Origin of the sequence: Phenylobacterium sp. (genome assembly GCF_036677185.1) — a bacterium.
Taxonomy (GTDB): Bacteria; Pseudomonadota; Alphaproteobacteria; order Caulobacterales; family Caulobacteraceae; genus Phenylobacterium.
Map to the genome: position 1 here is coordinate 1 of NZ_JAKFEN010000040.1, position 21,310 is coordinate 21,310.

At 69.3% G+C, this 21,310-nt stretch carries 20 protein-coding genes; 9 read left to right on the plus strand and 11 right to left on the minus strand.

The window, feature by feature from the left end:
* Window positions 1-156: 156 nt before the first annotated feature.
* On the minus strand, window positions 157-630 hold the full coding sequence (locus V6M51_RS20430) for a VOC family protein (RefSeq protein WP_332770084.1): 474 nt from the start codon (window positions 628-630) through the stop codon (window positions 157-159).
* A gap of 83 nt (window positions 631-713) precedes the next feature.
* Window positions 714-1,616, minus strand: coding sequence for a DUF4886 domain-containing protein (locus V6M51_RS20435; protein WP_332770085.1), 903 nt, complete (start codon window positions 1,614-1,616; stop codon window positions 714-716).
* Window positions 1,617-1,770: 154 nt separating this feature from the next.
* On the opposite strand from V6M51_RS20435, the gene V6M51_RS20440 reads away from it, so the two are divergent.
* From V6M51_RS20440 to V6M51_RS20455, 4 genes are all read left to right on the plus strand, one after another.
* Complete coding sequence (locus tag V6M51_RS20440; protein ID WP_332770086.1) at window positions 1,771-2,211, plus strand: GFA family protein; 441 nt, start codon at window positions 1,771-1,773, stop codon at window positions 2,209-2,211.
* A 121-nt stretch (window positions 2,212-2,332) separates the two neighbouring features.
* Window positions 2,333-2,893: a tetratricopeptide repeat protein gene (locus tag V6M51_RS20445; protein ID WP_332770087.1), complete on the plus strand. Its 561-nt coding sequence runs from the start codon at window positions 2,333-2,335 to the stop codon at window positions 2,891-2,893.
* 58 nt (window positions 2,894-2,951) lie between these two features.
* Complete coding sequence (locus V6M51_RS20450) at window positions 2,952-3,350, plus strand: GFA family protein (protein WP_332770088.1); 399 nt, start codon at window positions 2,952-2,954, stop codon at window positions 3,348-3,350.
* 49 nt (window positions 3,351-3,399) lie between these two features.
* The gene (locus V6M51_RS20455; RefSeq protein WP_332770089.1) at window positions 3,400-4,026 is read left to right on the plus strand and encodes a glutathione S-transferase family protein; all 627 of its coding nucleotides are present in this window, start codon (window positions 3,400-3,402) and stop codon (window positions 4,024-4,026) included.
* A 282-nt stretch (window positions 4,027-4,308) separates the two neighbouring features.
* On the opposite strand, the gene V6M51_RS20460 is transcribed toward V6M51_RS20455, so the two are convergent.
* Window positions 4,309-6,450: a TonB-dependent siderophore receptor gene (locus V6M51_RS20460; protein WP_332770090.1), complete on the minus strand. Its 2,142-nt coding sequence runs from the start codon at window positions 6,448-6,450 to the stop codon at window positions 4,309-4,311.
* 196 nt (window positions 6,451-6,646) lie between these two features.
* On the opposite strand from V6M51_RS20460, the gene V6M51_RS20465 reads away from it, so the two are divergent.
* Entirely contained in the window at window positions 6,647-7,933 is a 1,287-nt protein-coding gene (locus V6M51_RS20465; protein ID WP_332770091.1) for a PepSY-associated TM helix domain-containing protein, read from the plus strand.
* A gap of 28 nt (window positions 7,934-7,961) precedes the next feature.
* Here V6M51_RS20465 and V6M51_RS20470 read toward each other — a convergent pair whose 3' ends face one another.
* On the minus strand, window positions 7,962-9,560 hold the full coding sequence (locus V6M51_RS20470) for a pectate lyase (protein ID WP_332770092.1): 1,599 nt from the start codon (window positions 9,558-9,560) through the stop codon (window positions 7,962-7,964).
* Between the two features lie 128 nt (window positions 9,561-9,688).
* Between V6M51_RS20470 and V6M51_RS20475 the strand changes: the two genes are divergently transcribed.
* Window positions 9,689-10,645, plus strand: coding sequence for a Coq4 family protein (locus tag V6M51_RS20475; protein ID WP_332770093.1), 957 nt, complete (start codon window positions 9,689-9,691; stop codon window positions 10,643-10,645).
* A 15-nt stretch (window positions 10,646-10,660) separates the two neighbouring features.
* On the opposite strand, the gene V6M51_RS20480 is transcribed toward V6M51_RS20475, so the two are convergent.
* The 4 genes from V6M51_RS20480 to V6M51_RS20495 form a co-directional block, all read right to left on the minus strand.
* Complete coding sequence (locus V6M51_RS20480) at window positions 10,661-13,369, minus strand: ATP-dependent DNA helicase (protein WP_442957667.1); 2,709 nt, start codon at window positions 13,367-13,369, stop codon at window positions 10,661-10,663.
* Between the two features lie 102 nt (window positions 13,370-13,471).
* The gene (locus V6M51_RS20485; protein ID WP_332770095.1) at window positions 13,472-14,545 is read right to left on the minus strand and encodes a Cj0069 family protein; all 1,074 of its coding nucleotides are present in this window, start codon (window positions 14,543-14,545) and stop codon (window positions 13,472-13,474) included.
* Window positions 14,546-14,665: 120 nt separating this feature from the next.
* Entirely contained in the window at window positions 14,666-15,409 is a 744-nt protein-coding gene (locus V6M51_RS20490) for a DoxX family membrane protein (protein ID WP_332770096.1), read from the minus strand.
* Between the two features lie 92 nt (window positions 15,410-15,501).
* Window positions 15,502-15,930, minus strand: a complete 429-nt coding sequence (locus tag V6M51_RS20495; RefSeq protein WP_332770097.1) for a CBS domain-containing protein — start codon at window positions 15,928-15,930, stop codon at window positions 15,502-15,504.
* Window positions 15,931-16,180: 250 nt separating this feature from the next.
* On the opposite strand from V6M51_RS20495, the gene V6M51_RS20500 reads away from it, so the two are divergent.
* Window positions 16,181-16,483, plus strand: coding sequence for a DUF1971 domain-containing protein (locus V6M51_RS20500; RefSeq protein ID WP_332770098.1), 303 nt, complete (start codon window positions 16,181-16,183; stop codon window positions 16,481-16,483).
* Here the strand turns inward: V6M51_RS20500 and V6M51_RS20505 are convergent.
* Complete coding sequence (locus V6M51_RS20505) at window positions 16,480-16,920, minus strand: hypothetical protein (RefSeq protein WP_332770099.1); 441 nt, start codon at window positions 16,918-16,920, stop codon at window positions 16,480-16,482. The genes V6M51_RS20500 and V6M51_RS20505 overlap by 4 nt on opposite strands.
* A 28-nt stretch (window positions 16,921-16,948) precedes the next feature.
* On the minus strand, window positions 16,949-17,371 hold the full coding sequence (locus tag V6M51_RS20510; RefSeq protein ID WP_332770100.1) for a GFA family protein: 423 nt from the start codon (window positions 17,369-17,371) through the stop codon (window positions 16,949-16,951).
* A gap of 110 nt (window positions 17,372-17,481) precedes the next feature.
* Between V6M51_RS20510 and V6M51_RS20515 the strand changes: the two genes are divergently transcribed.
* Both V6M51_RS20515 and pdeM read left to right on the plus strand, forming a co-directional pair.
* The gene (locus V6M51_RS20515) at window positions 17,482-20,115 is read left to right on the plus strand and encodes a ligase-associated DNA damage response DEXH box helicase (protein WP_332770101.1); all 2,634 of its coding nucleotides are present in this window, start codon (window positions 17,482-17,484) and stop codon (window positions 20,113-20,115) included.
* On the plus strand, window positions 20,112-20,843 hold the full coding sequence (gene pdeM / locus V6M51_RS20520; protein WP_332770102.1) for a ligase-associated DNA damage response endonuclease PdeM: 732 nt from the start codon (window positions 20,112-20,114) through the stop codon (window positions 20,841-20,843). Before V6M51_RS20515 ends, pdeM begins: the two co-directional genes overlap by 4 nt.
* Here pdeM and V6M51_RS20525 read toward each other — a convergent pair.
* Window positions 20,840-21,310 carry a DUF3429 domain-containing protein gene (locus V6M51_RS20525; protein ID WP_332770103.1) on the minus strand — a complete coding sequence of 157 codons (471 nt, stop codon included), beginning with the start codon at window positions 21,308-21,310 and terminating at the stop codon, window positions 20,840-20,842. The two genes, pdeM and V6M51_RS20525, sit on opposite strands and share 4 nt — an antisense overlap.

Sequence of the window (21,310 nt, forward strand, 5' to 3'; positions counted from 1 at the left end):
CCCGGCCGCATGGCCGGGTGAGGGGGACTAAAATGCCCTTCAGCGGAGGTTCGACGGCTCCGAACAGGAGTCAAAGTCCCCCTCAGGCCCTTCGGGCCAGCTCCCCCAGAGGGGGAGCATCTTGTCGCATCGCGGCCCGCGGGACGGGGTGGAACCTCAGCCGCGCCGGGCCGCCTCGATCGCGGCGACGTCGATTTTCTTCATGGTCATCATGGCGTCGAAGGCGCGCTTGGCCTCGGCGCCGCCCGCCGCCATCGCCTCGGTCAAGACGCGCGGCGTGATCTGCCAGGAGATCCCCCACCGATCCTTGCACCAGCCGCATGCGCTCTCCTGGCCGCCATTGCCGACGATGGCGTTCCAGTAGCGGTCGGTCTCGGCCTGATCGTCGGTGGCGATCTGAAACGAGAAGGCTTCGTCGGGCTTGAACGCCGGACCGCCGTTCAGGCCGATGCAGGCGACGCCCGCGACGGTGAACTCCACGACCAGCACATCGCCCGCCTTGCCGGACGGGAAATCTCCGGGCGCCCGGCGTACGGCGGTCACCGCGCTGTCGGGAAAGGTCTCGGCGTAGAAGCGGGCGGCCGCCTCGGCGTCCTTATCGTACCAGAGACAAATCGTGTTCTTCGCCATTGGATGGTCCCTTCCCTTCGAAGTCTTCCTAACGAGATGGCCAGCCACTTTGCTCCGCGCGGAAGCATCTCCGTGGAGCCGACCTACTGCGACGCGATCTCCGCGAGGCGCCGGGCGTCCGCCTCGGTCAGACCCCGCGGCCTGTAGCTGGAATGGGCGGCGCTTCGGCCGGTGAAGAAACGATAGAAGCTGGCGGCGGAGAGGTAGGCGCCCGACACGCTGGGGTGATGCCGATCGGCGGCGAACAGGTCCTGAGAAAGCGCGTTCTGGGCGCGGAAGAAGCGCTGGCCCACCGCCACGACGGACATGGATTGCACCCGCGCGAGGTCGGCCGTCTCTTCGGATATCTTCGTCTGGCACATGGCCGGCGTGACATTCTGCAACACGCCGCCCGCGGCATAGACGGAACTGCCGACGCCGTCGGACCAGGTCTCGTACAGGACGGGCTGCGCGCCGTTGCGCCGGATCAATTCGGCCCAGTAGGCGACGTCCGCGCTGGTTTCGGCGACCCAATCCGGGCTGTAGGCCCAGAAGCTCTGCTGGTTGAGCACCACATAGTCGAAGGATCGCGACGCAAGCACCTTCGCGGCCCTGCCGTCCGCGCGATGATCGGCCAGCGAGGTCCCGCCGCGGGTCACGGTCCAAACCCTCAGCCGCACGGGGTTGGCGGGATCGGTCGAGGCCAGGTTGACCAGCATGGCGGGCATCGCGTGGCTGGAGGTGAAGCTGTTGCCGATGAAGAGGACATCGACCGTCCGCTCCGTCGCCGAAACCGGTCGCGACACCAGCCCCAGCGAATGGTCCCAGGGTTCAAGCCGATAGATCCCGGTCAAGCTGGGATAGGCGAGCCACCCCACAAGCGCCGCGAGCACGAGGCTGAGAAAAACGATTCTCGGGCGCATCAGGCTGGGCGGGCCAGCGCGAAGTTCCGTTTCATGAACGCGGTCATTCTCAAGGTCGGGATTTCGGGGGGATTTCGGGGACACTATACTAATTACGGCCCCTCTCTGTCTCGATCGCCACGGCGGCCCAGGCGTCGGGCTCGGAGCCAAATAAGTATAGCGTCCCCAAATTTCCCGGGGATTGTCGCCGCCGACGCGACTGAACGGGCGGACCAACGTCCCAGGCAAGGAGAAGCCCATGATCAAGGCGGCCTGTCACTGCACCGCGGTCCGTTTCGAGATCGCCAAGGCGCCGGACTGGGTGCTGGACTGCAACTGCACGCTCTGCCGGCGCTATGGCGCCCTGTGGAGCTACTATCACCGCGATGGGGGCCAGGCCCTGCTGGTTCGCAAGCCGGATTCCGGGACGACCGAGACCTATCTCTGGCTGGACGAGGATCTCGCCTTTCACCGGTGCCGGAGCTGCGGCTGCGTCACACATACGGAGGCGGTGAAGCTGGATCCCCCGCTGATCTATGGGGTCAATGCGCGCATGATGGTCGGGCTGGATCCCTCCGGCGTGAGGGTGATTCAGGTGGACAACGGCCACACCGGCCATTTCTGGACCCGGTCCGACGAGCCGAGGCGCGAGAGCCGCCATCCGCCCATGCCGCCCCCCGGGCCCGACGACTGGCGCTAGACGAGAATCCGCCGCTCGGCCGCCCGCAGACCCGCGTTATCCCTAAGATTGACAGGCCCGGGTTGCGGCGCCCGTATGGCGATGGACGGGGTTCCAGAGCCCCGCGGAAGGGGAGGCATCGATGCCCAGGATCGCAAAGGCGCTGGTTGTGCTCGCGGGCGCGGGCCTGATCGCCACTCAGGCGCGTGGCCAGGCAGTGACCGTCATTGGCGAAGGTCTCGCGCGGCAATGCTCGCAGGCCGCGCTCGCCGGCGAGTCCGACCACCGATCCGAACAGCTTTGCTCTAACGCCTTGACGTTTGAGCCCCTGGACCGCCTCGACCGCGCCGGCACCCTGGTCAATCGCGGGGTCATGAAGCTGCGGCGCAAAGAGTTCGCCTCGGCCCAACTCGACTTCGACAGCGCCATCCGCGCCATGCCCGAGTTCGGCGAGGCCTATATGAACCGCGGAGCGGCGCGCCTCGGGGCGCGGAAATTCACCGACAGCCTGGTCGATATCAACCGGGCGCTCGAGCTGGGGGTGAGGGAGCCGGAGAAGGCCTTCTACAACCGCGCCCTGGCCTATGAGGGGCTCGGCCTGCAGGAAATCGCCCGGCAGGACTACCAGCAGGCCCTCACCCTGAAGCCCGAATGGGAGCAGCCGCGGCGCGAGCTCACCCGCTTCACGCCGGACCCCCGCTAGCCCTTGCCGCGGAGCAAACCCGCCGAACGAACCTCGGTTCGCAAGCTGTGGAGAGCGAATGACGGTTCTGACAGGCAGCTGCCTCTGTGGTGCGAGGGCCTATGAGATCGACGGCGAGATCGATGGCGTCTGGGTCTGCCACTGTTCGCTGTGCCGCAAGGTCTCCGGCTCCAACGGCAACGCGATCCTGATTGTGCCCAAGGACCGCTTTCGCTGGGTCCGGGGCGAGGACCACGGCGTCACCTTCGCCCTGCGCGAGACCTACACCATCACTCGCTGCAAGACCTGCGGCACGCCGCTTCCGGCCGAAACCGACGCGCGGAATGTCTATGTCACGGCGGGGACGCTCGATGCGCCGCTCGGCAGCGGCGTCCGCACCCACCTGTTCTGCGCCTCGAGGGCGGACTGGGATCGTGACGAACCCGACACGCGCTTCTTCGATGAGCGTTCGAGTTGACGACAGGGTCCGCTACGGTCCCTCAGTCACACAAGGAAAGGGCCGGCGCATGATCACCGTTTGGGGCGGACAGACCTCGCGATCGATCCGGGTCGTCTGGGTGCTGGAGGAGATGGGCCTTCCCTACCGCGTGCGGCAGGTGGACATGCTGGCCGCCGAGCAGGATCCCGAGTTCCTGGCGCTCAACCCCGCCGACTACATCCCGGCGATCCAGGACGGCGACGTTGTCATGGTCGAGTCGATCGCGATCATGGAGTACCTGATGGCCCGCTACGGGCCGACGCCGCTGGCGCCCGCGCCACACGATCCGACCTTCCCCGCCTACCAGCAGTTTCTGCACCTGGGCGAAGCCGGCCTCGCGACCCTGATGATGCCCGTCGTCGTCAGCCGCTTCATCGCGCCCGAGGCCGAGCGGGAGAACTGGGGCGCGACCTGGTGTCTGCGGTCGTTCCAGAAGCGGCTGAAGCTGGTCAGCCAACGGCTTGCCAGCTCGCCCTACCTCGCCGGCGAGGCCTTCACTGCCGCTGACATCTCGGTGACTTACGCTCTGAACCTGGGCCAACGGAACTGCGGCATCACCCTCGGCGACGCCGAACAGGCCTACCTCGCCCGCACCACCGGCCGCGACGCCTACAAGCGCGCCATGGAGCGTTCGCACGAGGGGGTGAACGCCTAAACCCCCGTCTCCTCCGTGAATCGAGATAGGAGAGGGCGGCACTCAACATCCGGAACGGGTCGGAAGGCGACGCGCCCGATCTCCACGCTCGCAAGCCAATTGGATAGGGTGGCGCGCCCCTCATCCGACGTTGCTCCGCAAGGCCACCTTCTCCCGCAGGGGGAGAAGGATCATGACGTCATGCTGCTGGTTCTGACCTAGCTGCGCACGGCCAACTGCCCATCGCCAGACCCGGCTGTTCGACGAAGGCCGAGCTCAGCGGGCGCCAGGTCGCACCGCCTCCTAGAACGAATACCGCAACGTCACCCGGGCGTTCCGCGGCTCGCCGAAGACGTAGCCCGCGAACCAGGCGTTGTTGTTGAAGTAGGTCTTGTCGAACAGGTTGTTGACGTTGACCTGGGCCGACACCCGCTCATTGAGCTGGTACTCCGCCATCAGGTTGACGACCGTGTAGGCCGGCTGTCCCACGCGCTCGGTGACGCCGGAGCCAGGGTTGACCGCCGTCTGCGGCGGCCGGCTCTCCCAGCGCAGCGACCCGCCGACGCGCAGGCCCTCGACCCAGTCGTGCAGGTCGTAGACCGTGGCCAGCTTCAGCATCCGCCGGGGGTGGTGCGCCACCACGTCGGCGCCCTGGGCGTCGCGGGCCGAGTAGTCGGTCCAGCCGAGGTTCACGTCCCAGTTCGGCGTGATCTTGCCGGACACTTCGAGCTCGTAGCCCTTGGCGACCGTGCCCTTGGCGGGGCGGGACGCCGGATCCAGCGTGCCGGGGACGAGGAAGCCGGGATCGGGCTCGGCGACATTGTCCTGCTCGACGCGGAACACGGCCAGGGACGCGAACAGCCGCCCGTCCAGGAAGTCGGCCTTCAGACCGGCCTCGTAGGCGTCGCCGGTGACCGGATCCAGATAGTCGCCGTTCCGGTCGCGCGCGGTCTGCGGCTGGAAGATGCTGGTGTAGCTGGCATAGGCCGACAGATTGCCGGTGATGTCGTAGATCGCGCCGGCGTAGGGCGTGAAGATCCCGTCGTGCCTTATGGTGTAGGCGGCGGGCGTATAGGTCGCGACCTGCTCGTTGCGTTCCCAATAGCTCAGGCGCCCGCCCAGGATCACGTTCAGATTGTCGGCGAGGTTCAGCCGCGCCGCCGCATAGCCCGCATATTGCTCCGTCACGCCCTGGTCCGACAGGTCGTAGCGCGGACCCCAGGTCGGCTCAGGGTAGGAGCCGTCCCAGTCGAAGAAGTCGCCCACGGCCGCCACGGGCGAGATGGGGTCCCTGTTGGTCCAGCCGCCTTTCAGGTGGTTGTACATCGCCCCCGCCACCAGTTCGTGCTCGCGTCCGAACAGGTTGACCGGCCCCTGAGCCATCAGGCCGGCGTTCCACTGCCGGGGCCGGGAGTCATACCAATAGGGATAGGCGGACATGCCCTGGCCGGTGACCGGGTCGGGCAGGTCGTAGGTCCAGATCAGCTTCGAGTTCTCGATCTGTCGGTGATAGCCGACGTCGCCCCGCAGCTTCCAACCGCTCTCGAACTCATGATTGAGCATGACGAAGGCGGTCTGGTCGGAGGTGTCCCACTGATTCCACCTGGCCGCGGTGGTCGTCGACCGGTCCCAGTTCGTGCGGCTGCCGTCGCTGAACCAGTAGGGCAGCTGGCCCCAAAGCACGCCGCTGCGCTCGTCCTTCTGGTACGCGCCGCCGACGCTCAGCCGCGTCCGCTCTCCCAGGTCGGCATCGACGATGCCGTAAAGGACATAGCCCTGGGTCTCTTCCAGGGCGACGAAGGCGTCCTGGCGGTAGGCCTGGGCGACCACACGGCCGCGGACCGAACCGTCCGCATTGAGCGGGGTCGATACATCCAGGGTCCCGGCCAGACGGTTCCAAGTTCCGCCTTCCAGGCTCAGTTCGCCGCGTCTCGCCATGCTGTCCGCGTGCTTGCGGATCAGGTTGACCGAGGCCGACGGTTGGCCCGCGCCGTTGAGCAGCCCCGTCGAGCCGCGCACGATCTCGACCCGCTCGTAGATCGCGGTCGAGGTCTCGTCGAAGCCGATGTTCCCAGTCTGGAACGGGGCGCCGTCGATCTGGAAGTTGGTGATCTCGAATCCGCGCGCCGAGAGCGTGTTGCGTCCCCGATCCACCGCCTTGGCCGAAATGCCCGTGGCGAAGGCCAGCACGTCGGAGACGTTGGACAGCGCCTGGTCCTCGATCTGCTGTTCGGTGATGGCGGTGATCGACTGCGGCGTCTCGCGCGGGGTCAGGTCGAAGCCGATGGCCGCGTTGGTCGGCTTGTCCGCGTGGCCATAGATGACCAGCTCCGCAACCGCGGCGGCCTGCTGGTCCGTCTCGGACTGCTGCGCCGTTTGGGCGGCGGATGGCGAAACCAGAGCCAAACCGACGCCGCTCGCAAGCAGCCATGCCTTGAATGTCATAGCGGTATCCCCCAACGCCGAACCCATCGCTTTCCGGCCATCACCGACGCGGCGATCACGCGCCTCGACACCCGGCAAGGTGGGCGGATAACAACCCCTCCGGTTATTTGCAAATCATTTTCAATCGCATTAAAAGCGCGTGGCCGCCTGGAAATCGAGGGTCGGCGCCGTCTCGCAACACCTTGAGGCCCGACGCATGAGCCTGCGCCCCTTCCTCGGCTTCCTTCACCGTTGGGTCGGCCTGACCATTGCGGGGTTCCTGGTCATGTCGGGGCTGACGGGGGCGGTGATCTCGTGGGACCACGAGCTCGACGACCTGCTCAACCCGCACCTGATGCAAGCGACGTCGCAGCGGCCCGCCCTGCCGCCTTTGGAGTTGGCGCGGAAGGTGGAGGCGCGGGATCCCAGGGTGCAGGTCACCTTCGTCCCGCTGGTGACCGAGCCCGGCGAATCCGCCGCGCTCGGCGTCACGGGGCGCGTGGATTCAAGGACCGCGCGGCAGATCGAACCCGGCTACAATCAGGTCTTCCTCGATCCGGCGACGGGCGAGGAGCTTGGCCGGCGCGACTGGGGGGCGGTCTGGCCGATCACCACAGAGAACTTCGTCTCGTTCCTCTATGTGCTGCACTACAGCCTGCATATCCCGGAGATGTGGGGCATTGACCGGTGGGGGGTCTGGCTGATGGGCGTCATCGCCCTGGCCTGGACCATCGACTGCTTCGTCGGCTTCTACCTCACCCTGCCCTCGCGCGGCGCGGCCGGCGCCAAGGGCAAGGGACTCGGCGGCTTCTGGACCCGCTGGAAGCCGGCCTGGAAGATCAAGACCAAGGGCAGCCCCTACCGGATCAACTTCGACATCCACCGCGCCTTCAGCCTGTGGCTCTGGGGCGTGCTGTTCACCGTGGCCTTCACGGCCTTCTCGCTGAACCTCTACAGCGAGGTCTTCTTCCCGGCGATGTCGAAGGTCAGCCAGGTCACGCCCAACCCCTTCGACCAGCGAACGCCGCGGAGCGACGACGAGCCGGTGATCGCCAGGGTCGGCTACGCTCAGGTCATCGAGACAGCCACGGCCGAGGCGCAGCGGCGCGGCTGGACGGACCCTGCCGGCGGAGTCTTCTACTCGCCCGCGTTCGGCATCTACGGCGTGGCCTTCCATCAGCCGGGCGGCGACCATGGCGCGGGCGGCGTGGGCGTTCCCGAGCTCTACTATGATGGCCTGGACGGCCGGCTGCTCGGCGATCGCCAGCCCTGGAAGGGCACGGCGGCGGACATCTTCGTCCAGGCCCAGTTCCCGCTGCACTCCGGCCGCATCCTCGGCATTCCCGGGCGCATCCTGATGTCCCTCACGGGGCTCGTGGTCGCAACGCTCAGCGTCACCGGCGTCGTCATCTGGCTGAAGAAGCGCAAGGCCCGGGTCTATCGCCGGCGTCGCGCCGTCGGCTCGCCCCCTCCCGGCTCCCGTACGCCCCTGCCCGCCGAATAGCGTTCCCGCGCGATCCCGAACGCCGGCCTCAGACGCCGGCGTCCAGCTGCCCGATCAGCAGGCCCATGTTCTTGATGAAGGCCGAGGTCGAGATGCCCATGACGGGCCTGTCCGTCGGATAGGGCGAGGTGTCGTAGGCGTCGCCGACGTGGGTGGTCGCATAGTCGCCCGGCGTCGGCGTGGCGAGTCCCGGGCCCTTGTAGCGATGACTGGTCGCCACCAGCGGCGTCGGCCACCAGCCCTGCGCGTTCAGGCTCGCCACCAGCCGCGCCGCCTCGTCGGGCGAGGCCTTCAGCGGGGCCAGGGACTGGCCGCCATTGAGATCTGACGTCGCCAGGTCCTGGTTGGCGAAATAGCGCGGCAGCGGGCCCTTGTGGACCAGGGGCGAGCTGGCGGCGACCTTCTCCGGCGGCGTGGCCTTGAGTGTCTCGTAGCGCCGGCGCAGGGCGTCGACCTTCACCGCCCGGAAGGCGCCGTAGTGGCCCAGCGTCTTCTCCGGGCCGCCGTCCACATAGTAGGCGCCGTTGACGACATTGGACCCGCGGCGGTGGACATAGAGCGGCCGGTCGGTCCCGATCTCGATGAAGGTCGGATGGGTGCGGCCGTTCCGGGGTTCCGGCAGGGCGACCCTGGCCAGCCAGTCCAGGGCCTCGGGGACGCGGGCCAGGTATTTCGGATCGCCGGTCAGCTCGTAGAAATTCATCAGCTGCTCGACATTGGTCGCCGTGGTGTGGGTGGCGAGCGCCCTCGGCTCATAGCTGCGCGCGGCGACGGGCTTGAGGTCGGGCAGGCTGTGCTGCAGGCCCCAGCCGGCCTGGGGCGCGGGCTGCTGGGTGATCAGGAACACGTCCATGGCCCGGCGGATGGCGTCGGCGGCGCGCGGGTCGCCCAGGGTCTGGTTCAGCATGACCAGGAACTTGATGTTCTCCCCGGCCACGTCGTCATTGAAGGTGATGTGGCCGGTATAGTCCGCGCCGTGGACGGTGAACGGCCGCCCCGCCGGCCAGCGCTGCGGCCAGCCGCCGTTGGGATATTGGCTGTTCAGGACGAAACCGACCGCCCGGTCCAGGGCCGGCTTGAAGCGGGGATCGCGCTTCTCGAGATAGAGCCGCAGCAGGAACTGCATGGCCTCCGAGGTCCCAGCGTCGTCGAAGGTGCCGTTGCCCCAGTCGTGCTGGAATTCCTCCATCCGCCAGGCGTTGGCGCCCGTGGTGGCGTACCAGTCGGCCTTGGAGGCCTCGCCACCGAAATCGATCAGGTAGTTCCAGCCGCCGGAGGGAAGCTGGCCGTCCATCAGGGCCTGGGCCGCCTGGGTCGCGGCGGCGTAGTAAAATTCGTCGCCGGTGGCGTGATAGGCGTCGAGGAACAGGTGGCCCATGGTCCCGGTCCCTGGCGGCTGGACCCAGACCATGGTCGGCTTGGCCTCCAGTTCGCCCCAGCGGCGCGAGAAGTCCGGCAGGTAGGACCAGACATAGCCGCCGTGGACGGCGGCCTTCTCCGTCATGAAGGCGGTCGCGCGCTTCATGGTCGCCAGCACCTCGGCTCGGGAAGGACCGTCCGCCGCCCGCGCCGGCAGGGCCAGGCCGGCGGCCAGGGACGCGAGGATGAGCCGTCTGGTCGCGTGCATGGACCCTCCCTGGCCTTTTGGTTGGCCGCATAATGACACCGGTGTCAGTCCTGGCAAGCGCGGCAACTTGATTTACCCGTGGGAATTATAGGCTCTCTCCTCGAGAGAGTTCGTCAGGGAGGCGGCCAATGATCGATCCGCAGGCGCGCGAGCGCTTCGAGGACCAGGCCGTCCGAGGCGACGACGCCGCCGAGGCCCAGCGCCTGGCCATGTCCCTGAGGGCCGGCGAAGGCCCGGCCGGCCTGCAGCTTGCCGCCTTGTGCCTGCATGTGGCCGCCATCGCGCCGGAACGGCTCGCCGCAGTCTACGACGGGGCGGCCGAGGGCTGGCTGGGCTGGCAGCCCCGCGGCCCGATCGTCGAGGCGCCGGCCGGGACCGAAACGCCGGCCCCTGAATTCTGGACAGAGTTCTGGGCGCTCGCCCTGGAACCCGCGACCGGCCAGGACGCGCTGGAGATCACCGCCCGCACCGCCGCCCTGTCGGGCCGGCTCGCGCCGGCGTTCAAGCTGCGCGTCGCCGCCATGGCCCGCGCCTATCCGGGCGTCGCCCAGGCCGCGGCGGCGGGCTATCCCAGCAAGTTCAGCCTGGAGCGCCTGGCGCTCTGCCCGACGGAGTCGCTTGGCGGGGCGTTCCATTCGCTGATCGTCGACAACGGCTTCGACCTGGAGGTGCTGGACCGCGAGGCCCTGGGCCTGGCCGACCTGCCGCCCCCGCTCGACTACCTCAACGCCCGCATCCTGCAGTGCCACGACCTCTGGCACCTGCTGGCCGGCTACCAAACCACCGCCCTGCATGAGGTGGCGATCTCGGCCTTCCAGATGGCCCAGTTCGGGCACCACTATTCCTCGATGTTCCTGGCCATGGTCCTGACCAAGACAGCCGTGACCCAGGCGGAGGCCCTGCCCCTGTTCCTCGACACCATCCTCACCGCCTGGATCCACGGCCGCGAGACCCCGCCGCTGATCGGGCTGGACTGGGAGTCGATCTGGGACCGGCCGCTGGACGTCCTGCGCACGGAACTGGGCGTCACAGCCTATAGCTCGCCCTACCCCGCCGACCTGTTCGAGCAGTTGCGCGCGGCGTGAGCGCTCACCAGCGCCTCAGCTCTCCGGCGTCCCCAGGAACTCGGTGATCGCCTCGATCGTCTCGACCAGACCCAGGCGATCCACCCGCACGCCCTCGGGCAGGCCGGTGAACAGGCGGCTCGGAGACGAGGCGTCCAGCATCACGAACACGCCCTTGTCGTCGGCGCGGCGGATCAGGCGGCCGAAGGCCTGGCTGATGCGGTTGCGGGCCACGCTGTCGTCATAGGTCTTGCCGCCGAACCGCACGCGGCGGGCCTTGTGCAGGATGTCGGGCCGGGGCCACGGCACCCGGTCGAAGACCAGCAGGCGCAGGGAGCGGCCCGGCACGTCGACACCATCCCTGACGGCGTCCGTGCCCAGCAGGCAGGAGTCCTGCTCGGCCCGGAAGATGTCGACCAGGGCGCCGACCTCCAGCGGGTCCACATGCTGGGCGTAGAGGGCCAGGCCCTTGTCGGCCAGGGGGGCTGCGATCCGCTCATGCACCGCGCGCAGGCGGCGGATGGCGGTGAACAGGCCCACGCCCCCGCCCCCGGCCGCCAGGAACAGCTCGCGCATGGCCGCGGCCACCTGGCGCGGGTCGTCGCGACCGACATCGGTGACCACATAGGCCCGGCTGTTGGCGGCATAGTCGAAGGGCGAGGCGAGCTTGAGCGTCTTGGGCCGGTCGGGCAGGCGCGCGGCGCCGGTGCGCATCTCGGCGAGCGCGAAGGGGTCGTCCAGGGCGGAGTCCGACAGGGTGGCGCTGGTCACCAGCACCCCGTGGGCCGGGGCGATGACGGCGTTGGTCAGGGGCTCGGTGGGGTCGACCCAGTGGCGGCGGCAGGCGGCGTCCACCACCCGGCCATAGAGGAAGGTGGCGTCGAACCAGTCGACGAAGTCGGGGTCGTCCTCACTGTTCTCGTCGATGGCCTGCAGCATGGAGCGCCAGGCCGGCAGGGTCATGCGGCACCGGCGGTCGAGGCCGCGCAGGGCGCCCTCGATCCGGCCCCGGTCACTGGTGACGATCTGGGCGGCCTCGTCGTCCAGCAGGTCTTCAAGGCAGCGGGCCAGGGCCAGAAGCGGCGCCTCGATCTTGGCGAGCGCGACGGCGGCGTCGCGGGCCGTGACCCGCACCAGGTCGAGCGCCGGGCGCGCGGCGCATTCCATGCCGATCTCCGAGGCCGCCGAGCGGGCGCGGAGCTGTTCGATCATCGCCACCAGGAAGGACTCGATCGGCCCGATGGGATTGACCTCGCCATTGGGCGGGGCGATGCGGCCCGACCAGCCCTCGCCCGGCAGGGCGGCGGCGGCGTTGAGCGTGTCGGTGAGCGCCCGGCGCGCGTCCTCGCGGTCGCCCAGCATGTCCATCAGCCGCGCCTCGAGCCCCCGGCCCCGGCGGCCCCGACCTTCGGGGCCACGGATCCAACGCCGCATCTCGGCGGACTCCGCCCCGGAGAGCGCGGCGGAGAAGGCCGCGTCGGCGGCGTCGAACAGGTGGTGGCCCTCGTCGAAGACGATGCGCTTGAGCTGGGTGGTCTCCTCGTCGCCCTTTGAGCCCCGCGCCGCGCGGGCGCCGTCGAAGGCCGCCTGGGTCAGGACCAGGGCGTGGTTGGCGATCACCAGGTCGGCCTTGCGCGAGCCGCGGATCGCCTTCTCCACGAAGCAGGTGCGGTAGTGGGAGCAGCCGGCGTGGATGCACTCGCCGCGGCGGTCCACCAGGTTGGCGGCGCTGGCCTGGGCGGCGGGCGGCACGGCGAACAGGGTCGGCAGCCAGGCCGGGAAGTCGCCGCCGGTCATGTCGCCGTCGCGGGTGGCCCGCGCCCAGCGGGCGGCCAGGCCCATGCCGATCAGGTCGGCCCCGCCCATCTGGGCGGTGTTGGCCACGTCCTGGAAGTTCAGCAGGCAGAGATAGTTCTCACGCCCCTTGCGGACCACGGCCTTCTTCGCCCGCACCTTGGGATCCGGATAGATGGCGTGGCTCTCGCGCTCGATCTGCCGCTGTAGGGCCCGCGTATAGGTCGAGACCCAGACCGCCGGCCCATTGGCCTCGGCCCAGAGCGAGGCCGGCGCCAGGTAGCCCAGGGTCTTGCCGATCCCAGTGCCCGCCTCGGCCAGCATCATCCGCGGCTCTCCCTCCCGCTCGCGGGGCTGGAAGGCGAAGGCGGCCTCGGCGGCGAACTCGGATTGGGCGGGACGCGCCTCGTCCAAGCCGGCGCGCTGCAGCAGCTCGGCCAGGCGGGCGGACGATTGCTCGGGGGTGAAGGGCTTGGAGGTGGCCTCGCCGGGCGGGGCGGAGTCCTCCCACTCGGCGATCCGGCTCCAGACGTCGAGGCCAGAGGTGCGGAACTGGTTGCCCACCGGCGCCGAGCGCAGGGCCGCGACCACCGCCGGCCCCCAGGCCCAGCCGGCTCGCGCCAGGGTCTCGGCCACCGCCAGGGCCTCCTCGCGGCTGGGCTCGGGCGAGGCGGCGAGCTCGGCCAGCAGCAGGCGACAGGTCTCCAGCAGGGCGCCGGCCTGGGCCGCCGCGCCCTTGGGCTCGGGGAGGCCAAGCGCCAGGGCCATGCCCGCCGCCGAGGGCGCGCAGAACCTGGCCGGTCGGGTGAAGGCGAACAGCTCCAGGGCGTCGAACAAGCCCGGCGAACGCCCCGGCGCGTGCAGCCCAAGCCGCTTGGCGGTCATCGAGGCGTGGGCCACCAGCACCGGCCCGTGCTCGAAGAGGTCGCGGGCCTCCGGCGCCCGGATCATCTCGGCCCGCGTCGCGTCGGCCGCCGCGGCGCGCGGGCCGGGCAGGACCACGAGGGCCGGCGCCAGGTCGAGACTCGGGGAGAGAGCGTTCACCCGCCAGGATTAGCCGGTTTGGGCGGGGGAGTCAGCGGCCCGTTCTGGTTTTGATCCCACATGTCGCGCCAACCGTCGCGCCATGGTCCTGGCCAGTTCGTCCGGCGCCTCGTCGGGGATGGGGAACACCGAGCTGACATTGATCTCGCACAGCACATAGGTGTCCTCGCCGGCCGCGTCCTGCGGCCCGTAGAGGAAGTCGGCGTCCCAGATCACCGGCAGGGCGTCGATCCCCAGCAGCCGGGCCATGGCCGGTGTCCAGTCGCCCTCCATCTTGGCGCGCAGGGCCTGGAACGGCGGATGGTCGGGGCCTGACATGATGCGTGGCCCGGGAGGACCGGCGTCGGCGGGCATCAGGCCCCGGATGATCTGGCGTCCGAAACCGACCACGCGCCCTTCCGACATGTAACAGCGGATCATCCCCTCCGGCAGGCGGGGCTGGAAGGCCTGGTCGATCAGCTTCCCACCACCGTCGAAATAGGTCCGGCATTCGTAGAGGAAGGCGCGGAGCGGCAGGACCCGTGGCTCGGCGTCGCCCCTGCCCTCCTGCACGCGGACCATCCCCGCGTCGAGGGATTCGACCTTCCACACCCCGATGCCGCCATTGCCGCGGTTCTGCTTCAGCACCCGCGGACCGGAGGCGTCCAATCGCCCGGGGAACTCGGCCTCGAAGGCGGCGCGGCTCGCATAGAGATGGGTGTCGGCGCCCCAGCCCAGGTCGCGGGTCGCGTAGAGCACCTCCTTGACCCCCATCTTGAGGACGAGGTCGGGATGGGTGCTGACCACAACGCCGGCTGCGGCGACCGCGCGAAGGATCTCATCCAGCACGTCGCGCCGCAGACCTCCTGAGATCGGATCGACCCAGACCAGGACGCCGTCCATCCGCAGTAATTGCTCGCGGACCTCGTGCGCCAACTCTTCGCAGAAGACGCAGGGTTCGGCGGCCACGCCTTGGCGGGCCAGGGCCTCGAACACCGCCTTCTGGCGGCTGGTCTCGGGCGTGGCGTCGCGCCGGGCCTGGGCGTCGCCGCGCCAGACGATCGCCACCTTGGGGGCCATATCAGGGGATTGGGCCTTCGCCATCTCACACGCTCCCGCCCGGCGCGGAGCCGGGCCTTCAGGAGCGGGTCTTGGACGGCGAGCCGTCTGCCCGGGCGCCCGCGTCGGCCCGGAGCGCTCAGGATAGTCCTCCGGCCGGCCGGTTCAAGCCTTGCGACGGTCAGCGATGCCGTCCGCGACGGTCCAGGCCGCCCCGGTCAGGCTCAGCGCGATGGCGAGCATGGTCCATTCCAGCCGGCTGTCGGGATCTGCGAACACCCGGGGCGCGTGCAACAGAATCACGAAGCCGGCGAACATCACACTGAGCAGCCGCGCGGCGAGCCTGGCTTGGACGCCGGAGAGGATGCCGAGCCCCGCCGCCACATGGAAGGTTCCCGTGGCGTAGGCCCAGAACAGCTGGTTCGGCGGGATCCAGGCCGGCACCATCGAGGCGGTGAAATCGGCATAGGTGAAGTGGGCCAGGCCGAACACCAGAGGACACAGGCCGAAAATCAGTTGTCCGGCCCGGGAAAGCCCGGCGGCGCGCGCGCCGTTCCAGAGCGAGGCGAAGCCCACCAGCCCAGCCGCGGCGAGCGCCGAGATCTCTGCGATGCCGTTCCAGGCGCCGATATTGGTGGGATGGCCCGCCACCCGCGGCCCATGCAGCAGGACCACCCAGGCCAGGTACATCATCGCCAGCGCCGCTGCGCCGAACACGGCCGAGCGGCGCGCCTGGACCGCCGCCCCGGCTAGCAGAAGAGCGGCGGCGCTGAGATAGGCCAGCGGCAGGCGCAGAGGAATGTCCTTGGGAACCGGCTGCCACTGCAGGGCGAAGTCGGACCAGACGAGCCCGACGAGCCCCAGGAGAATGGCTCCCAGCCCGTAGATGCGAACGCCGAACCTTCCCATGGCCTGCCCCCAGACGCCGCGCACGACGCGCTGGGGCAAGCTTCAGGACGATTGCGGTGCGATCGTGGCCGTTGCTCAATCATTACCGGAGCTTAGTGGGTCGCCTCCGGGGTCGGCTCGCTGATCTCCTCGAGGGTCTTGCCGACCTGCTTGGCGCCGTAGTCGAGGGCGATGTCGCCCAGGGACAGGATGCCGACCAGCTTGCCCTTGTCGCCGGTGACGACCAGGCGGCGGATCTGGTGGCTGGCCATCTGGGCCGCGGCGTCGGCGACATTGTCCTCTTCGCTGCAGGACTGGACGTCGGGGGTCATCACCTCCGAAATCGGGGTGTCGAGATTTCCTCCGGCGGCGATTACCCGCAGGACGATATCCCGGTCGGTGACCAGGCCGATCACCCGGTCTTCTTCGACCACCGGCACGGCGCCGGAATCGACATTGGCCATCACGCCGGCGACCTTGCGCACCGTGTCGGTGGGGCGGGCGGTGGCGACCTGAGCAGTCATGACATCGGCGACTTTCATGGGGCGTCCTCACGGTTGGAGAGCCCCTTAAACCCCCCGCCACGGGTCTCGTTCCGGTGATCGCCGACCCGACCTGGTCGGGAACAGGCGCATTCGCCGCGAATTGCTCTATGAGTCGCTATCCGCCGATGCCGCCGTCCGGAGACGGCCCGCATCGCCGAGACCCTCAAGCTCGATTGGCATCTCCACCGTGCGGCGGCCTACGGGGTTCCCCGGACTGACGGACGGCGTCCTGAAAGGACTGAACAAGATGAAACCCAACGCCGCCCCCGAGCCCTATCGCTCCACCTCGGTCTTCGACGAGGCCACCCTGCCCGCCGCCCTGCGCCGCGCCCACCGCACCAAGGCCGGCGTCTGGGGGGTCATCCGCGTGTTGCAGGGCGAATTGAAGCTCTGCTTCACCGAGCCGCCGGAGACCAAGGTCCTGTCGCCGGGCGCGGACGGCGTGCTGGAGCCGGACCAGTCGCACTTCGTGGAGACCGAAGGGCCCATGCGGATGCAGATCGACTTCTACACCCAGGCCCCGCAGCTGGCCGCGTCGGAGGAGGCCTAGTACCGCGGGATCGGCTTGCAGATGGTGACGTCGCGGTCGTCGACGCAGGCCATGCCCCGGTCCCGGCGGCCGCGACCATCGCGGAACAGCAGAACCCGCGGCGGACTGGCCTTGGCCGCGGGAACCGCCGGACGCTCCGGCGCCGAGGGCGCCTTGGGCGCGGCGGCGAGGACCGCGGCCTCGGGCCGGCAGCGCGCACCATCGTACAGCTTGCCCGCCGGGCACTCGCCGGCCGGGGTCGGCCGCGAACTCTGCTGCAGGGTGCGGCCTGTGGCCCGCGCCCGGCCGTCGTCGCCCCGGCACCAGAGTTCAAGTGTAGCCGGCGCCTCGGGCATGGCGACCCAGTGGCAGTTGGGCGGGGTGTCGACCTGCGCGACCGCGCCGCCTCCGCCTCCGACCGCCAGGGTCAGGACCGCCAATCCCAGAGCATACCGCATCGCCGACTCCATCGATCAGACTGAAAACCTACTCCGGAATCGCCTCGCCGGAACCGCCGAACTCGGCGGGGAAATCCTTCAGCTTGGGCAGGCCGTCCTTCATCGGCAATACCGTCTCGGCGTAGTTCACGTGCACGCCCGGCTTGAAGTCCAGGCCCGGCAGGGTGGCGACGAACACGTCGATCAGGCTGAGCGGCGGATGATTGGTCATCAGGTGGCCGCCGCACTTGGAACAGTACTGGCGCTGGCTGAGGTCGGTCTTCGAATAGGTCGCCACATATTCCGCGCCTGACGTCACCCTCACCGCCTCGGGCTTCCACAGGCTGAAGGCGTTGACCGGCCCGCCGGACCAGGATCGGCATGATCGGCAATGGCAGTAACCCATGGCTTCGGGCTCGCCCGTCGCCTCGATCTTCACCGCGCCGCAAAAGCACTCGCCCGTCTGGGTCATGGCCAGCCTCCCTATGTCGTCTCCCACAATGCACTCTACCCCTGGGCCAGCCGGAGGCCATTAGGTAGTGTTCGAGTGAAACGTAACGGGAACATGTTATAGGCGACGGGATGGCTGACGCAGCGGCGACCCTGCCGGACCTCCTGCCCGAACGTTTCGCCGCCTGGTTCGAGAACCGCGGCTGGAGCCCGCGCGCCCATCAGCTCGACATGGTGGCCAAGGCCCGGGAGGGCCGCGACGCCCTGTTGATCGCCCCCACCGGCGGCGGCAAGACCCTGGCCGGTTTCCTCCCCAGCCTGATCGAGCTTTCCGAGCGACCGCCGCCCAACACGCCCCAGGGCATCCACACCCTCTACATCTCGCCGCTGAAGGCGCTCGCCGTCGACGTCGAGCGCAACCTGATGGCGCCGATCCTCCAGATGGGCCTGCCCATCGTCGCCGAGAGCCGCACCGGCGACACCGGCCAGGCGCGAAAGCAGCGCCAGCGGGTCAAGCCTCCCGACATCCTGCTGACCACCCCCGAACAGCTCGCCCTGTTCTGCGCCTGGGAGGGCGCCCGGCTCTATTTCGAGAACCTGAAGTGCGTGATCGTCGACGAGATCCACGCCATCCATGCCTCCAAGCGCGGCGACCTGCTGGCGCTGGACCTGGCGCGCCTGCAGCTGTTCGCGCCGGGCCTGCGCCGGGTGGGACTGTCGGCCACGGTGGACGATCCTGACGTCATCCGCCGCTGGCTGGCGTGCGCCCCGCCCGCGAACCAGGTCCTCCCCCAGCGCGCAGCGCGATTTGGGGGAGGTGGATCGTCGCCTCTTCGCGACGAGACGGAGGGGGCTGAAGCCCTGGAAAGCGAGTCAAAGTCCCCCTCAGTCGGCTTCGCCGACAGCTCCCCCAGTGGGGGAGCATCTGGGAGCCCGCGCCCCGAAGACACCATCGACCTGGTCCGCGGGCCGGCCGGGGCGGCGCCCATCGTCGACATGCTGCTGTCCGAGGGCCGGGTGCCCTGGGCCGGCCACACCGCCCAGCACGCCATGGCCGAGGTCTACGAAACGATCAAAACCGCGAAGACCGCCCTGGTCTTCGTCAACACCCGCTTCCAGGCCGAGTTCGCCTTCCAGGAGCTGTGGCGGCTGAACGACGACAACCTGCCCATCGCCCTGCATCACGGTTCGCTCGCCGCCGAGCAGCGGCGCAAGGTCGAGGCGGCCATGGCGCGGGGTGAACTGAAGGCGGTGGTCTGCACCTCCACCCTCGACCTCGGCATCGACTGGGGCGACGTGGACCTGGTGATCCAGCTCGCCTCGCCCAAGGGCGCCAGCCGCATGGTCCAGCGGATCGGCCGGGCCAACCACCGGCTGGACGAGCCGTCACGCGCCCTGTTCGTGCCGGCCAACCGCTTCGAGATGCTGGAATGCCAGGCCGCCCGCGAGGCCATCGCCGAGAACCGCTTCGATGGCGACCCCGCCCGGGTCGGCGCCCTGGACGTCCTGGCCCAGCACATAATGGGCTGCGCCTGTTCCGAGCCCTTCGACCTGCTCGCCCTCTATGACGAGGTCTGCCGCGCCGGCCCCTACCGCGACCTGTCGTGGGAGGACTTCGAGCAGGTCGTCGATTTCGTCTCCACCGGCGGCTATGCGCTGAAGACCTACGACCGGTTCCGGCGGATCGTGAAGGGTCAGGACGGGCTCTGGCGCGTACGCAATCCCCAGACCGCCCAGCGCCACCGGCTGAACGTCGGGGCCATCCTGTCGCCCGCCATGCTCGCGGTGCGGATCGCCATGGGCAAGTCCCTGCGCGGCGGGCGCAAGGTCGGCGAGGTCGAGGAAGGCATGCTGGAGATGTTGGATCCCGGCGACACCTTCGTCTTCGCCGGCCAGGTCTGGTCGCTGGTGGCGGTGACCGGCATGGAAGTCCTGGTCCGGCCCGCCACGCACAAGGACCCCAAGATGCCCTCCTGGGGCGGCTCGAAGTTCGCCCTCTCCACCTTCCTGGCCAAGCGGGTGCGCGAGCTGATGTTCGACCAGGAGCACTGGAAGGTGTTGCCCACCGACGTCCGCGAATGGCTGGAGATCCAGCGCGACCGCTCCCTGATCCCCAAGGACGAGGAGATGCTGCTGGAGACCTTCCCGCGCGGGAAGCGCCACTTCATGGTGGTCTATCCGTTCGAGGGGCGGTTGGCCCACACGACGCTCGCCATGCTGCTGACCCGGCGGCTGGAGCGTCTGGGCGCCGAGCCGCTGGGCTTCGTCTGCAACGACTATGCGATGGCGGTCTGGGCGCAGCAGCCGCTGGACGGACTCGATTTCGACGAACTCTTCGACCAGGACATGCTGGGCGACGACCTGGAATCCTGGCTCGCCGAGAGCTTCATGATGAAGCGCGCCTTCAAGGGTTGTGCGATCATCTCCGGGCTCATCGAGCGGCGATTCCCGGGCGAGGAGAAAACCGGGCGTCAGATAACCTTCTCAACGGACCTGATCTACGACGTGCTTCGCCGCCACCAGCCCGACCACCTGCTGCTCCGCTGCGCGCGGGACGACGCGGCCACCGGCCTGATCGACGTGGCGCGCCTGGGCCTGATGCTGGCGCGGATCAAGGGCCGCATCCGCCACGCGGCGCTGGACCACCTGTCGCCCTTCTCGGTGCCGATCCTGCTGGAGATCGGCAAGGAGCGCTCCCCTGGCCAGACCGGCGAGCGGATCCTGGCGGAGGCCGAGGGGGACCTGATCGCGGAGGCCCTGGCATGAGCGCCCTGGCCCACGCCCGAGCGGCCTACGCCTTCACGCCCAGTCCTTGCGGCGGCCTGCGCACCACCCTGCTCGGCGTCGACGTGATCCTGCGCGCCAGCGGGGCGCTGTGGATCGAGCCGGCCCGCATGCTGGTGGTGGCCGATCTGCACCTGGAAAAGGGTTCGGCCTTCGCCATGCGCGGCCAGATGCTGCCGCCCTACGACACCCGCGACACCCTGGCCCGCCTGGCCGCCGAGGTCGCCGCCACGGCGCCGCAGGCTGTGGTCCTGCTGGGCGACACCTTCCATGATCGCAGCTCAGAGGCGCGGCTGGCGGAGGACGACGCCCAGCGCCTGCGCGACCTGGCGGGGCTGACCCGGCTGATCTGGGTGATCGGCAATCACGACGCCGACGGCCCTAAGGCCCTGCCGGGCGAGGTGGCCGACGAACTCACGATCGCCGGGCTGACCCTGCGCCACGAACCACAGGCCGGCCTGCAGCCCGGCGAGGTCGCGGGCCACCTGCATCCGTGCGCCCGGGTGACATCCTCCCGCGGCAGCGTGCGGCGGCGGTGCTTCGTCACGGACGGAGAGCGGATGGTGGTCCCGGCCTTCGGCGCCTATGCCGGCGGTCTCAGCATCCGCGACCAGGCCTTCGCGGGCTTTTTCTCGCGCGACCCCCTCTGCGGCGCCCTGGGCGCGGACCGGGTCCACGCGGTCGGCTGGCGGTCGGTGGCTGGAGACTAAAGCGTCAGCGCCTTTTCCAGGGCCACGGCCAGGGAGAGGCCCGCCCCCAGGGTCAGGACCGTCATCAGCTTCGGATAGCGGGCCGGCACATCCGGAGCGGTGTGGTCGAACAGCCATTGCAGGATGAAGGCGACCAGGAAACCGCACAGCAGCCAGGGCGTGTCGATGGCCCCGCGGGTGAACAGCAGCGCCCAGCCGGCGATGGGTGAGATCAGCGAATGGACCAGCCGCGTCCAGCGCGGCTCAGTCCGCGCGCTCTCCAGGCCCCAGCGGATGCCGCCCAGGAACCCCATCACCACCGCCGACCAGGTCAGCATCACCGTCAGGGCCGGCCCCGCGACGTCGGCCGGTCCATAGGCGTAGGCCAGGGCCGAGACCGGAAACGGGACCATGCAGACCAGGGCGATGATCCAGAGCGGAAGCGGCGCGGCGGCGGCTTCGAGCTCGACTTCGGCGCGAATGTCCAA